This is a genomic window from Acidiphilium sp. (genome assembly GCF_049977125.1).
Lineage (GTDB): Bacteria > Pseudomonadota > Alphaproteobacteria > Acetobacterales > Acetobacteraceae > Acidiphilium.
Map to the genome: position 1 here is coordinate 2,949 of NZ_JBMFGY010000039.1, position 12,593 is coordinate 15,541.

Genomic DNA, 12,593 nt, shown 5'->3' on the forward strand with positions numbered 1-12,593 from the left:
TAGCCGACACCGCCGACATCGATCAGGCAGCGCCCGTCCTCGATCTGTTCGGCGAGACCTGTGAGTTTGCCGATCATGCCGCCCCGGTCAGCAACGGGGACGCCGAGACGGGCATCGCCGACGCGGTGGCCAGATGATGCGCGTGGCAGATCGCCACGGCCAGGGCATCGGCGGCGTCGGCCCGCTTGATCGCGGCACCCGGCAGCAACCGGCGCACCATCAGCGCGACCTGCGATTTTTCGGCATTACCGGTGCCGACCACCGCGCGTTTCACCGTTTTCGCGCCATATTCCGCGACCGGCACACCGGCGCGGGCCGGTGCCAGCAGCGCCACGCCGCGCGCATAGCCGAGTTTCAGTGTCGCGGTTGCGTTGCGATTGACGTAGGTTTCCTCGACCGCGGCAAAATCCGGCGCGTAATCGTGCAGCAAGCGGGTCAGCGCGGCGTCGAGCACCCGCAACCGTTCGGCGACCGAGGCATCGCCATCGGTGGGGATGACGCCGTCCGCCACATGGCGCAGACGATTGCCATCGACATCGATGATGCCGAATCCGGTAAACCGAAGCCCCGGATCGATCCCCAGTATCCGCGCGCGAATCGCCATGTGGGTCTTATACGCGCGGCGGCGGGTCAACCCAAACCCGGCATCGGGCGAACCAGATGCGCGAGATTACGCCGCCGGTGACCGGCGGGGACGCGTCAGTGCAGGTGGTGGACCTCCTGCAATCCGTAAACCGGCGTCGGAATCCCGACCTGGCGCGCCTTGAGCTGGAGCGCGAGATAGAGCGAATAATGGCGCGACTGGTGCAGATTGCCGCCATGGAACCAGAGGTTCTCCTGCTGGGTCGGCTTCCACATGTTGCGTTGCTCGCCTTCCCAGGGGCCGGGATCCTTCGGCGTGTCCGAGCCGAGACCCCAGACTTTGCCGACCTTGTCGGCCACGTCCTGACTGATCAGATCCGCCGCCCAACCGTTCATCGAGCCATAGCCGGTGGCATAGACGATCAGGTCGGCCGGGAATTCCTCGCCATCGGCCATGCTGACCCCGGTTTCGGTGATCTCCTCGATCGCGACGCCGCTTTTCAGCTTGATGCTGCCGTCGATGACCAGATCGCAGGCGCCGACATCGATATAATAGCCCGAACCGCGGCGCAGGTATTTCATGAACAGGCCAGAGTCGTCGGCGCCGAAATCGAGCATGAACCCGGCCCGTTCGAGGGCGGCGTAGAAATCCGCATCCTTGCGGCGGATCGCGTCATACACCGGGATCTGGAACTCGTGCATGATCCGGTACGGCAGCGAGGCGAAGATCATGTCCGCCTTGCGTGTCGTGACGCCATTGGCCACCGCCCGCTCCGAATAGAGATCGCCCAGGCCGATTTCCATCAGCGACTCCGACCGCACGATATGCGTGCTCGAACGCTGGATCATCGTGACATCGGCGCCGTGTTCCCAAAGGGCTGCGCAGATGTCGTGCGCCGAATTGTTCGCGCCGATCACGACGACTTTTTTGCCCGCATAAGCGTCCGGTCCCGGATGCGCCGAGCTGTGGTGCTGCTCGCCACGGAACCGGTCCATCCCCTTGAACGGGGGAATATTGGGTTTGCCGGACATGCCGGTCGCGAGCACGAGATGTGTCGGTCGCAGTGTCACCGCCACGCCGTCCCGATCGACCATCACGCGCCAGGTGCCGCTGGCCGCATCGAAGGTCGCGCTCTGCGCCACGGTCTTGGTCCAGTAGTCGATGTCCATGACCTTGGTATACATCTCGAGCCAGTCGGCGATTTTGTCCTTCGGCGAGAATACCGGCCAGTTGGCCGGGAAATCGAGATAGGGCAGATGATCATACCAGACCGGATCATGCAGGCAGAGCGATTTGTAGCGCTTGCGCCACTGGTCACCCGGCCGTTCGTGCTTGTCGATCACGATCGTGGGCACGCCGAGCTGACGCAGCCGTGCCCCGAGCGCGATGCCCCCTTGTCCGCCGCCGATGACGAGAACATAGGGCTGGGTCTCGTAGCCGAGCGTGCGGGCGGCCTCCGCGCGGGCCTCGCCCCAGCTTTTACGACCGGGTTTGACGCCATGCTCGGCACCCATCGGCCGACGGGCGTGCATCGGTTCCTCGTGGCCCTTGAGTTCGGACATTGCGGTCAACAGTGTCCAGGCCTCGCCATTGCGCAGACGCACCAGCCCCTCGCCGCGGCCAATTCTGGTCTCGAAGCGCAACCAGGCCTCGACCAGATCGCCCGATTGCGTGGCCGGTTCGGCGAGTGTGAAGGTGACCGGTCCGGTCGTCTCCAGCGTTGCGGCCAGAAGGTCATGCACACCCGCCCTTGTCTCGACGGTTTTGAGATTCCAGGTGAAGGCGATCAAGTCACGCCAGTAGCACACGGGCGCGAACAGGCGCGACGCCGCCTGTGCGTCGCCGGCGGCCAGGGCTTGGTTGAACGCGTCAATCCAACCCTGCGCCGCGGCTTGCGGCGAGATGGTATCGGTATCGATCATGATATCGTTCATTTATGTTTCCTTTCCCGTAATCGTTTTTTTGGGACCGCGTCACGCGGCCCGTTGCAGGCGTTTGGGACCGCGTCACGCGGCCCATTGCAGGCGTTGGCACGAACCGCACCGGCGATGGTCATGGGACACACGGCCATCCGGCACACGCCGTGATCCTGCCCCGGCGCCATGCGCCATGCAAGGTGAAATTCTCGTTTCGATCATGGGAAATCGCGGTTCGACCGCGAGGGGGTTATCGCGGTTCGACCGCGAGGGGGTTATCGCGGTTCAACCGCGATAGGGCTGCCGCGGTTCAACCGCGAGGGCGTCAGGCCGGCGGCGTGGTCGCGGTGAACGGGCGCTCGGCCGCCAGTTGGTCGAACCATGACGCGAGGCGGGGATGGCGCGCGCGCCACTGATCGGCGGCGAACCGGAAATCGAGATAACCGAGCGCGCAACCGACCGCGAGGGTGCCGATATCGAGCGATTTGCCGGGCAGATTTTGTTCGAGCATCGCGAGGCAGCGCGCCACGGCCTGTTGTTGCCGCGCCATGAAGGCATCGCGCGCGGCGTCCTGGGGTTTGAGGCTCTCCATCCGCCGCGCCACCGCCGCATCCAGGAGGCCATCGCCGATCGCCTGATGCTGCAAGGCCACCCAGCGCGCCGCGCCGCCGGCCGGAAACAGGGGCAGCGCGTCGCCCACCGTGTCAAGATATTCGCAGATCACCCGGCTATCGAACAGGGCAAACCCATCGGGGGTGATCAGGCACGGCACCTTGGACAAGGGATTCGCCGCCACCAGCGCCGCCGGGCTGTCATGCGGATTGGTCGGGATCGTTTCGATCTGCGTCGCGATGTCGCGGGCGATGGCGCAGGCCATGACCTTGCGGACGTAGGGGCTGGTCGCGGAATAGAACAATTTCATGCCGGATGATCCTTCTGCTGCTGGCTGCCGCTGGCTGCTACTGGCGGAGTATCGGGGTTGCCGCGCGTGATACAAGAGGTACCCGGCGTTCAGGCGCCGCGCACGAGATCCCATCCGGTCGTGGCCACCGTGATGAACATGTCGTGCATGCGCCCGGCTCGTTCATCCGCCGCGTTGCCGGCCCGCGAGCGGGCGAACACGCCTTCGACGATCGCCGCCGAGCGGAAGAGCGAGAATCCCATGAAAAACCGCCAATCCTTGATCCCATCGCGTCCGGTGCGGGCGCAATAGAGATCGAGCGCCTCGGCTTCGGTCATCAGGCCAAGCGAGGCGAGATCGACGCCCTGATACCCCGCCATCGCCGGTCCCGAACCGGGCGGCAGATGGTAGGACATGCAGCAATAGGCCAGATCGGCGAGCGGATGGCCGAGGGTCGCAAGCTCCCAGTCCAGCACGGCGACGATGCGCGGCGCGGTCTGGTGGATCACCATGTTGCCGAGCCGGAAATCGCCATGCACGATGCTGGTTTCGTCCTGCGCCGGCTGATGCGCGCGCAGCCAGTCGATCAACTGGGTCATCGCCGGGAAATCGGCGGTTTTCGAGGCTTCGTACTGGCGGGTCCAGCGTTCGATCTGCCGCGCGACATAGTGATCGGGCCGGCCGAAACCCTCCAGCCCGACCGCCGGCACATCGACAAGGTGCAGCGTGGCAATGGTCTCGATCAGGTGCCGCTGGATCGCCGCGCGATCGGCCGCGCTGACGTCCGGCATCATCACGTCGTGAAACACCCGCCCCTCGACATGCGCCATCACATAGAACGGCGTGCCGATGATCGTTGCGTCGTCGCAGTAGTGCAGCATCGCCGCCACCGGCACGCCGGTAGGCGCAAGGGCGGTCTGGATGCGATACTCGCGATCGATCTGGTGGGCCGAGGGCAGCAGCGCGCCGGGCGGCTGCTTGCGCAGCACGAAGCGCCGGCCCGACGCCTCGATCAGATAGGTTGGATTGGACTGGCCGCCCTGGAATTGCCGGATCGTCGCGGCGCCGTCGAAACCGGCAAGATGCGCCTTCAGATAGGCGGCCAGCCTGGCCTCATCGAACCGGTGTTGCGCCAACACCTCGACCAGTTTCGGTGCCGATGCGTCGCCCATGACGTGCCTCCCCTGCTTGGAACCGAGCATTCGGGGCGCGACAACTTCCTGTCAAGCGCCGCACCGCGATACCGCATGGGGGACTTGCGTAACCCAAGCGCAAGCCGCACAATCGGAAAAAACCAATGAGGGAAATGCCGCGATGGAATTCCGCTATTCTGCCAAAACCGAAGCCCTGCGCACGCGCGTTGCGGATTTCATGGCCGAGCATGTCTATCCCAATGAGCAATCGCTGTTCCATACCGCCCATAGCCAGACCGACCGGTGGCAGCCCCTGGCCCTGCTCGCCGAGATCAAACAGAAGGCCAGAGCGGCCGGGTTGTGGAACCTGTTTCTGCCCGATTCCGAGCATGGCGCCGGCCTGACCAATGTTGAATACGCGCCGCTCGCCGAAATCATGGGCCGCAGCCCGTTCGGACCGGAGGTGTTCAATTGTTCGGCGCCGGACACCGGCAATATGGAGGTGTTGACGCGCTATGCCGCGCCGGAACACAAGGAGCGTTGGCTGAAACCCCTGCTCGCGGGGGAAATCCGCTCCGCCTTTGCAATGACGGAGCCGCGCGTCGCCTCCTCGGATGCCACCAATATCGAGACCGACATCAGGCGCGACGGCGATGAATATGTCATCAACGGGCATAAATGGTGGGCGTCGGGGGCGCCCGATCCGCGTTGCCGCGTGCTGATCGTGATGGGCAAATCCGATCCCGCCAACCCCGATCGCTACAAGCAGCAATCGATGATTCTGGTGCCGTTTCCGCATCCGGGCGTGACGATGAAACGCGCCCTGCCGGTGTTCGGCGATGATGACGCACCGCACGGCCATGCCGAGATGATCTTCGAGAACGTGCGGGTGCCGGCAGCGAACATCCTGCTCGGCGAAGGGCGCGGCTTCGAAATTGCGCAGGGGCGGCTCGGGCCGGGACGGATCCATCATTGCATGCGTTCGATCGGCGTTGCCGAGCGCGCGCTGGAACGCATGGTCCGCCGGCTGGAGTCGCGCACCGCCTTCGGCAAGCCGGTCGTCGAACAGAGCGTGTGGCGCGAACGCATCGCGGAATCGCGCATCATGATCGATCAGGCCCGCCTGCTCACCCTGAAGGCGGCCCATATGATGGACACTGTAGGCAACAAGGGGGCGCGCGCGGAGATCGCGATGATCAAGGTGGTCGCGCCGAATATCGCGTGCAAGATCGTCGATTGGGCGATCCAGGCGTTCGGCGGCGGCGGGGTTGCCGATACCTGGCTCTCGACCGCCTATGCCCATCAGCGCACCCTGCGCCTTGCCGATGGTCCCGATGAAGTCCATCGCGATCAACTGGCGCGGCTGGAACAGCGGCGCTATCAGAACACCGATCCCGCGCGCTCGGGCGGCTATCCCAATGTGATGATCGCGGATGGGTTGTCCGAACCGGGTCTGCCGCTCTGATGCGCGCCATCGTCTGTGAGGCATGGGGCGGACCGGACACGCTGGCGCTGCGTGAGATTGCCGACCCTGTTGCCGGCACCGGCGAGGTCGTGGTGAAAATCCACGCCGCCGGCGTCAATTTTCCGGATGTGCTGATCATCCAGAAAAAATATCAGGTGCAGCCGGCGCTGCCGTTCACGCCGGGGGCTGAAATCGCCGGCGAGATCGAGGCGGTGGGTGAGGGCGTCGCCGGGTTCAAGGTCGGCGATCGGGTTCTGGCGCTCTGTTCGACCGGCGGCTTCGCCGAGAAGATCGCGCTCAATGCCCATCTCTGTGTGCCGATTCCCGCGCAGGTCCCCTACGATGTCGCGGCCGGCTTCATGCTGGCGTTCTGCACCGCGCATCATGCGCTGATCGATCGTGGCGGCGTCGCATCGGGCGATACCGTGCTCGTGCTCGGCGCCGCCGGCGGCGTCGGCCTCGCTTCGGTGGAGATCGCCAAGGCGCGCGGCGCCACCGTTATCGCGGCCGCCTCGAGCGATGCCAAATTGGTGATCTGCCGCGAGCGCGGCGCGGATTTGACGATCAATTACACCACCGAGGATCTGCGCGCGGCGATCAAGACCCATACCGAGGGGCGCGGCCTCGATATCATCGTCGATCCGGTTGGCGGCGCGTTCGCCGAACCCGCGTTCCGATCCATCGCCTGGCGTGGCCGCTACCTGGTGATCGGCTTCGCCAATGGCGAAATCCCTAGCCTGCCGCTCAATCTTCCCCTTTTGAAGGGAGCGTCGATCGTCGGCGTGTTCTGGGGCGAGTTTGCGCGGCGCGAGCCCGCCCGCCAGATCGCGATGATGCAGGATCTGTTCGAAATGCTCGCCGAGAGAAAAATCCGGCCCCTGATTTCAAAGACCTATCGCCTCGAGGATGCGCGTCAGGCGCTGCATGACATGGCGGCCCGGCAGGTCACCGGCAAAATCGTGATCACGCCATGAAGGAATTCAAGGACCGCATCGCCGTCATCACCGGCGCGGGCAGCGGCTTCGGCCGTGAATTCGCGCGCCTCGCCGCGGCGCGCGGCATGAAACTCGCCCTCGCCGATATTCAACAGGATGCGCTCGATACGGTCGTCGCCGCGCTGGCGGACACGACCGAGATCCTCGCCGTCCGTCTCGATGTCAGTGACGCGCGCGCGATGGATGCGTTCGCCGATCGCGTGTTCGCGCGGTTCGGCGCCGTGCATCTTCTGTTCAACAACGCCGGCGTCGGCACCGGCGGGTTGATCTGGGAGCATTCGCTCGCCGATTGGCAATGGGTGCTCGGCGTCAATCTGTGGGGCGTCATCCATGGCATCCGCGGCTTCGTCCCCCGCATGATCGCCGGCAATGATTTCGGCCACATCATCAACACGGCCTCGGTCGCGGGTCTGCTCTCGGCGCAGACGATGGGACCCTACAACGTCTCGAAACACGGCGTCGTCACCCTGTCCGAAACCCTGTTTCAGGATCTGCGGATCACCGGATCGAAACTCGGCGTGACGGTTCTGTGTCCCGCGTTCGTCGATACCGGAATCAAGGATGCCGGGCGCAACCGGCCCGAGGATCTGGCGAACACCGCCCCGCCGACCGAAAGCCAGCGTCTCGCCGAGGAACAGACCCGCAAAGCCGTCACCTCCGGCCGATTGAGCGCCGCCGATGTCGCCGCCAGAACCTTCGAGGCGATCGAGGCGGGGCAATTCTATTGCCTCACCCATCCCCGCATCCTGGGTTCGGTCGAACTCCGCCTCGCGGATATTTTGGCACAGCGCAACCCGACCGACCCGTTCGCGCTGAAAAAAGAGGTCGCCTTCACCGCGCCGTCGTAACCACGCTCAGAAGTGCCGCCAACCCGGCCGGGCGAACGACATCGCGGCTCCGGCCGCATCCCGCACGATGACATCTTGATGCGATCCGGTGAAAAACCCGATCCGGGTGATCGCCACATCGCCGCATCCGGCGCGCAAGGCCGGTTCCGCCTCGACCGGTGCTGCAATGACCAACTCGTAATCATCACCGCCGGTCAGCCGCGCTGCCAGCCAATCATCCCCGGCCGCGCGCGCCGCCGCCGATCGCGGCACCAACCCGGCCTCGATCACAGCACCCACCCCTGAGGCGGCGCAGAGATGCCCGACATCCTGCACCAGACCATCGGAGATATCGATGGCGGCATGCACCAGCCCGGCAATCGCCAACCCGACCCTTGGTTCCGGCAGCAACCGCCGCTCGCGAAACCGCAAGGTCGGATCATCAATATTGCCCCGCGCCGCCTCGAGCCCCAGCACCGCATCGCCGATCGTGCCGGTCACGAACATCGCATCGCCGGCCCGCGCGCCGGACCGGCGCCACGCCGCCCCAGGTGCGACCTGCCCGATCATCGTGGCGGAAACCATGAGCGGCCCCGCCGTCGATGTGCTGTCGCCGCCGAACAGGGTGATGCCGTAGCGTTCCTGATCGACCCTCAGCCCTTCGGCGAACATCGCGAGCCAGGGCTCCGGTGTCGTTGCGCGCAATGCCGTGGTGAGCAGATAGCCGATCGGTGCCGCGCCCATCGCCGCCAGATCGGACAGGTTCCGCCGCAGCAATTTGCGTGCCACGCAATCGGGCGGATCATCCGCCAGGAAATGCACGCCCTCGATCATCTGATCGAGGGTGAGAACAAGCGCGCGTCCGGTTGGCGGCAGCCATACCGCGGCGTCGTCGGTCAGACCCAGCGCCGCCTCGTTCGCCAACGGCGCGAAATACCGCGCAATCCGCTCGAACTCGCCATTATTCACCCCGCCTCGGTCTCCGCGAATTCGTGCGGCCGCAGTATCCGCGCCATCCGGTCGAGAACGGCGTTGCCCAGTTGGACCGCGTCCTCTTTCAGAAAACCATGCGCCACGTCGAGATATTCATTGATCACCACGCGCGGCGGCGGCCCGTCGGTCATCCATAATTCCGCGCCGCCGGCGCGCAGCAGCGCCCGCAACACCGGATCGAGCCGGGTCATCGGCCACACGTCCGGCAGCAGCCCGACGATCATCGGGTCGATCACATTCTGCTGCTCGGTCGCCACGCGCACGATCCGCGCGAACAGCGGCGCATGCGCCTCCGGCACCCTGCCATCCGCCACGCCAGCCTTGCCGGGCAGCGCGCCGATCCGGTGACGGATGAATTGGTCGATCACGGTTTCAGCCGTCTCGCCGTTCTGCTCGCATTGATACAGCGCCTGAACCGCGGCCACCCGCGCGAGGGTCCGCGGCCGCACGCCCTTGCCCGATGCCGCGGTCATGCCGCCCCCAGATGGCGCGCGAGGGCAATTTGTTTCAGACATGCAACGGCGGCTTCGGCGCCCTTGTTCGGGCCGGTCTCCGCTGACCGCGCTTCGGCCTGGGCGATGGTATCGACGGTGAGCAGCGCCGTGCCGAGGCAGAGGCCGAATTGCACCGCGACATTCATCAACCCGTTCATCGCGCTGTCGCAGATATAGTCATAATGATCGGTCTCGCCGCGCACGACGCAGCCAAGCACCACGAACCCGTCGAACCGGGTCGTGCCGCGCAGGGCGATCCGCAGCGCCTGCGGCAACTCGAAGGCGCCGGCGACATCGATCGTCTCGACCGTCGCGTTGACCTCGCCGAGCAACGCCGTGGCCGCCGCCGTCATGCCATCGACGATCGCCCGATAATACGGGGCGCGGATCAGCAGCACCCGGGGTGCGACCCCGGGCATAACCGGCGCGACGGGCGCGATGGCATCGGCGGTGCTCATGATGTGGTCTGGCCCTCGATCGGCAATTGATCCACGATATTCAACCCATACCCCTCAAGCCCGATCAAGGCGCGCCGGTGATTCGACAATAAAATCATATCCCGCACCCCAAGGTCGGTCAGGATCTGCGCCCCGATGCCATAATCGCGCAACACGGTGCCGGTGCGCGCCCCGCCGTTGAGTTGGGTCAGCCGCGCCGAGACCGCATCCGGCCTCGCCTCGCGGATCAGCACGACAACCCCGCGCCCGGCCTCGGCGATCTGCGCCATCGCCCGGCGCAGGTCGCGGATATGCGGGCCGCCCAGAATATCGTCGATCGTGCTGATCGCATGCATCCGCACCAGCACCGGCTGGTCGGCGGCGATATCGCCCTTGACCAGGGCGAGATGCTCGACATGATCGATCGAATTCTGGAAACTCACCATTCGCCACACATGCCCGGCGCCGTCGGTCACGCTGCCGTCGCCGCTGCGCCGCACCAGTTTTTCGGTGCTGCGCCGATGCGCGATCAAATCCGCGATCGTGCCGAGTTTCAGATTGTGATATTGCGCGAAACTCACGAGATCGGGCAGCCGCGCCATCGTGCCGTCCTCGTTCATGATCTCGCAGATCACCCCCGCCGGCGTCAGCCCCGCGAGCCGCGCGATATCGACCGCCGCCTCGGTGTGTCCGGTGCGCACCAGCGTGCCGCCATCGCGCGCCATCAGCGGAAACACATGGCCGGGCGTGGCAATATCGGCGGCGGTCGACTCAGGGTTGATCGCCACCGCGATCGTCCGCGCCCGATCCGCCGCCGAAATCCCCGTCGTGACCCCTTCGCGCGCCTCGATCGAGACGGTGAATGCGGTTTCATGGCGCGACCCGTTCGATTGCACCATCATCTTCAGCCCGAGCGTCTCGCAGCGCGATTTCGTCAGCGCGAGACAAATCAGGCCGCGCGCGTGCTTGGCCATGAAATTGATCGCATCCGGCGTTGCGAATTGCGCGGGAATCACGAGGTCGCCCTCGTTCTCGCGATCCTCGTCATCGACCAGAATGAACATGCGCCCGGCCCGCGCCTCGTCGATGATCTCCGCCGCCGAGGACAGGTAGCTCTGCAACGACGCCGTCTTGATCTGATCCATCATGAAAACTCCACAAGCCGCGCGACATAGCGCGCCAGCATATCGATCTCGATATTCACCGCATCCCCCACCGCCAGCGTGCCGAAATTCGTGACGAGGTCGGTATGGGGAATGATATTGACCCCGAATTCGTTACCCTCGACCTCGTTCACCGTCAGCGACACGCCGTTGACCGTGATGCTGCCCTTCGGCGCGATGAACCGCGCCAGCGCCGGCGGCACGGTGAACCGCCATCGCGTCGAGCCATGCTCAGGCGTCTTCGAGATGACCCGGCCCAGCCCGTCGACATGGCCGGACACCACATGCCCGCCCAACTCATCGCCCATCCGCAGCGCGCGCTCCAGATTGACCGGATCGTTCTCGCGCCAGCCGCCGAGCGTGGTTTTCGACAAGGTCTCGCCCGAGACATCCACCGCGAACCAATCTGTGCCGGCGTCGACCACGGTCAGGCAGCAGCCTGAACAACAGATCGACGCCCCGAGCGCCACCGTCGCCAGATCGGCCCAGGCGGCGTTGCGTTCGGGCACGCGGATCACGAACCGCGCATCGCGCCCGCTGGTCGGTGGCGATTTGTCGGCAAGCCGCCCGACCGCCGTAATAATCCCGGTAAACATCAATCCTGTCTCCGATAATAGCCGAGCCGGTCCGCGCCGCTGTCCTGCGCGCTCAGCATCGTCAGCCGTTTCGCCGCCGCCAGTTCGGCAACCCCGAATCCCGCGACCGCGGCAACCCCGTCGCCCCCGATCACCATCGGCGCCGTGAACCACGCGACCCGATCCACCAGATCGGCGCGCAACAGCGATGCCGCAAGGGCGCTCCCGCCCTCAACCAGCACGCGCGTCACGCCCGCCGCCCCCAGCGCCCGCAGTGTCGCACCCGGATCGACCCCGATCTCCGCCACCGGCACCGCGAATAACCGCGCGCCCAGCGCAGCAAATGCCTCATGCCGCGCCGGATCAACGCCGTCGCGATGGATGATCCAGAGCGGATGCTCGCCCGCCCCACGCGCCAGCCGCCCGCTCAACGGCAGGCGCAAATGCGAATCCATCACGATACGGATCAGCGGCGCGACGCGAAACCCATCGATCCGGCAGGTCAGTTCCGGGTCATCGGCCAACGCCGTGCCGACCCCGACCATCACGGCATCATGCGACCCGCGCAACGCATGCGCCGTCCGGCGCGAGGCCTCGCCGGTAATCCACTGGCTGTCACCGGTGCGCGTCGCGATGCGGCCATCGAGCGACGTCGCCAGTTTCAGCGTGACGACCGGCCATCCGCGGGTGATCACCGACACAAACCCTTCATTCACCGCCGCCGCCGCCGCCGTGCCGATCCCCTCGACCACCTCGATCCCGGCCGCGCGCAGCATGGCGATACCGGCGCCGTTCACCCGTGGATCAGGATCGCGGGCCGCCACCACCACCCGCGCGACGCCGGCGTCGATCAAGGCGCGCGCGCAGGGCGGGGTGTGGCCATGATGGGCGCAGGGTTCGAGCGAAACATACGCGGTCGCGCCGCGCGCCGCCGCCCCGGCGATGGCCAGGGCCCGGGTTTCCGCATGCGGCCGTCCGCCAATCGCCGTGCGGCCGCGACCAACCACCCGGCCCTCGCGCACGATCACGCAGCCGACGCTGGGATTGGGCGCCGTCTCGCCCAGGCCGCGCCGCGCGAGCGCGATCGCCGCCGTCATATACTCCGCATCGG

At 65.9% G+C, this 12,593-nt stretch carries 13 protein-coding genes; 3 read left to right on the forward strand and 10 right to left on the reverse strand.

Translation table 11 applies throughout. The features are described from left to right. Positions 1 to 73 precede the first annotated feature (73 nt). The 4 genes from ruvC to ACP5E6_RS08335 all read right to left on the reverse strand — a co-directional run bounded on the left by ruvC (position 74) and on the right by ACP5E6_RS08335 (position 4,572). On the reverse strand, positions 74 to 604 hold the full coding sequence (gene ruvC, locus ACP5E6_RS08320) for a crossover junction endodeoxyribonuclease RuvC (RefSeq protein WP_427953712.1): 531 nt from the start codon (positions 602 to 604) through the stop codon (positions 74 to 76). Between the two features lie 95 nt (positions 605 to 699). Continuing rightward, on the reverse strand, positions 700 to 2,517 hold the full coding sequence (locus ACP5E6_RS08325; RefSeq protein ID WP_427953714.1) for a flavin-containing monooxygenase: 1,818 nt from the start codon (positions 2,515 to 2,517) through the stop codon (positions 700 to 702). A gap of 307 nt (positions 2,518 to 2,824) precedes the next feature. Further along, entirely contained in the window at positions 2,825 to 3,421 is a 597-nt protein-coding gene (locus ACP5E6_RS08330; protein WP_427953716.1) for a glutathione S-transferase N-terminal domain-containing protein, read from the reverse strand. A gap of 89 nt (positions 3,422 to 3,510) precedes the next feature. Next, entirely contained in the window at positions 3,511 to 4,572 is a 1,062-nt protein-coding gene (locus tag ACP5E6_RS08335; protein WP_427953718.1) for a phosphotransferase family protein, read from the reverse strand. Between the two features lie 142 nt (positions 4,573 to 4,714). Between ACP5E6_RS08335 and ACP5E6_RS08340 the strand changes: the two genes are divergently transcribed. Genes ACP5E6_RS08340 through ACP5E6_RS08350 form a run of 3 tightly spaced genes read left to right on the forward strand, consistent with a single transcriptional unit; the run spans position 4,715 to position 7,841 of the window. Continuing rightward, on the forward strand, positions 4,715 to 5,998 hold the full coding sequence (locus tag ACP5E6_RS08340; protein ID WP_427953720.1) for an acyl-CoA dehydrogenase family protein: 1,284 nt from the start codon (positions 4,715 to 4,717) through the stop codon (positions 5,996 to 5,998). Continuing rightward, positions 5,998 to 6,972 (forward strand): NADPH:quinone oxidoreductase family protein, encoded by a 975-nt coding sequence (locus ACP5E6_RS08345; RefSeq protein WP_427953722.1) that lies wholly within the window; start codon positions 5,998 to 6,000, stop codon positions 6,970 to 6,972. Before ACP5E6_RS08340 ends, ACP5E6_RS08345 begins: the two co-directional genes overlap by 1 nt. Beyond that, entirely contained in the window at positions 6,969 to 7,841 is an 873-nt protein-coding gene (locus ACP5E6_RS08350) for an SDR family oxidoreductase (RefSeq protein ID WP_427953724.1), read from the forward strand. Before ACP5E6_RS08345 ends, ACP5E6_RS08350 begins: the two co-directional genes overlap by 4 nt. A 6-nt stretch (positions 7,842 to 7,847) precedes the next feature. On the opposite strand, the gene thiL is transcribed toward ACP5E6_RS08350, so the two are convergent. The 6 genes from thiL to ribD all read right to left on the reverse strand — a co-directional run. Beyond that, a complete protein-coding gene (gene thiL / locus ACP5E6_RS08355) occupies positions 7,848 to 8,789 on the reverse strand; it encodes a thiamine-phosphate kinase (protein ID WP_427953726.1) in 942 nt (313 codons plus the stop codon). After that, entirely contained in the window at positions 8,786 to 9,286 is a 501-nt protein-coding gene (gene nusB, locus ACP5E6_RS08360) for a transcription antitermination factor NusB (protein ID WP_427953728.1), read from the reverse strand. The genes thiL and nusB overlap by 4 nt, the downstream gene beginning before the upstream one ends. Beyond that, positions 9,283 to 9,765, reverse strand: coding sequence for a 6,7-dimethyl-8-ribityllumazine synthase (ribH, locus tag ACP5E6_RS08365; RefSeq protein WP_427953730.1), 483 nt, complete (start codon positions 9,763 to 9,765; stop codon positions 9,283 to 9,285). Before ribH ends, nusB begins: the two co-directional genes overlap by 4 nt. After that, positions 9,762 to 10,889 (reverse strand): 3,4-dihydroxy-2-butanone-4-phosphate synthase, encoded by a 1,128-nt coding sequence (gene ribB, locus ACP5E6_RS08370; protein ID WP_427953760.1) that lies wholly within the window; start codon positions 10,887 to 10,889, stop codon positions 9,762 to 9,764. The genes ribH and ribB overlap by 4 nt, the downstream gene beginning before the upstream one ends. Then, the gene (locus ACP5E6_RS08375) at positions 10,889 to 11,503 is read right to left on the reverse strand and encodes a riboflavin synthase (protein WP_427953732.1); all 615 of its coding nucleotides are present in this window, start codon (positions 11,501 to 11,503) and stop codon (positions 10,889 to 10,891) included. The genes ribB and ACP5E6_RS08375 overlap by 1 nt, the downstream gene beginning before the upstream one ends. Continuing rightward, positions 11,503 to 12,593 (reverse strand): bifunctional diaminohydroxyphosphoribosylaminopyrimidine deaminase/5-amino-6-(5-phosphoribosylamino)uracil reductase RibD (gene ribD / locus ACP5E6_RS08380; protein ID WP_427953734.1); only part of this gene is annotated, 1,091 nt, incomplete at its 5' end. The genes ribD and ACP5E6_RS08375, both read right to left, overlap by 1 nt.

What these genes read in the sequence shown, in the direction of transcription:
- ruvC (WP_427953712.1), bottom strand. Translation starts at nt 604, where the DNA reads ATGGCGATTCGCGCGCGGATACTGGGGATCGATCCGGGGCTTCGGTTT.
- ACP5E6_RS08325 (WP_427953714.1), bottom strand. Translation starts at nt 2,517, where the DNA reads ATGAACGATATCATGATCGATACCGATACCATCTCGCCGCAAGCCGCG.
- ACP5E6_RS08330 (WP_427953716.1), bottom strand. Translation starts at nt 3,421, where the DNA reads ATGAAATTGTTCTATTCCGCGACCAGCCCCTACGTCCGCAAGGTCATG.
- ACP5E6_RS08335 (WP_427953718.1), bottom strand. Translation starts at nt 4,572, where the DNA reads ATGGGCGACGCATCGGCACCGAAACTGGTCGAGGTGTTGGCGCAACAC.
- ACP5E6_RS08340 (WP_427953720.1), top strand. Translation starts at nt 4,715, where the DNA reads ATGGAATTCCGCTATTCTGCCAAAACCGAAGCCCTGCGCACGCGCGTT.
- ACP5E6_RS08345 (WP_427953722.1), top strand. Translation starts at nt 5,998, where the DNA reads ATGCGCGCCATCGTCTGTGAGGCATGGGGCGGACCGGACACGCTGGCG.
- ACP5E6_RS08350 (WP_427953724.1), top strand. Translation starts at nt 6,969, where the DNA reads ATGAAGGAATTCAAGGACCGCATCGCCGTCATCACCGGCGCGGGCAGC.
- nusB (WP_427953728.1), bottom strand. Translation starts at nt 9,286, where the DNA reads ATGACCGCGGCATCGGGCAAGGGCGTGCGGCCGCGGACCCTCGCGCGG.
- ribH (WP_427953730.1), bottom strand. Translation starts at nt 9,765, where the DNA reads ATGAGCACCGCCGATGCCATCGCGCCCGTCGCGCCGGTTATGCCCGGG.
- ribB (WP_427953760.1), bottom strand. Translation starts at nt 10,889, where the DNA reads ATGGATCAGATCAAGACGGCGTCGTTGCAGAGCTACCTGTCCTCGGCG.
- ACP5E6_RS08375 (WP_427953732.1), bottom strand. Translation starts at nt 11,503, where the DNA reads ATGTTTACCGGGATTATTACGGCGGTCGGGCGGCTTGCCGACAAATCG.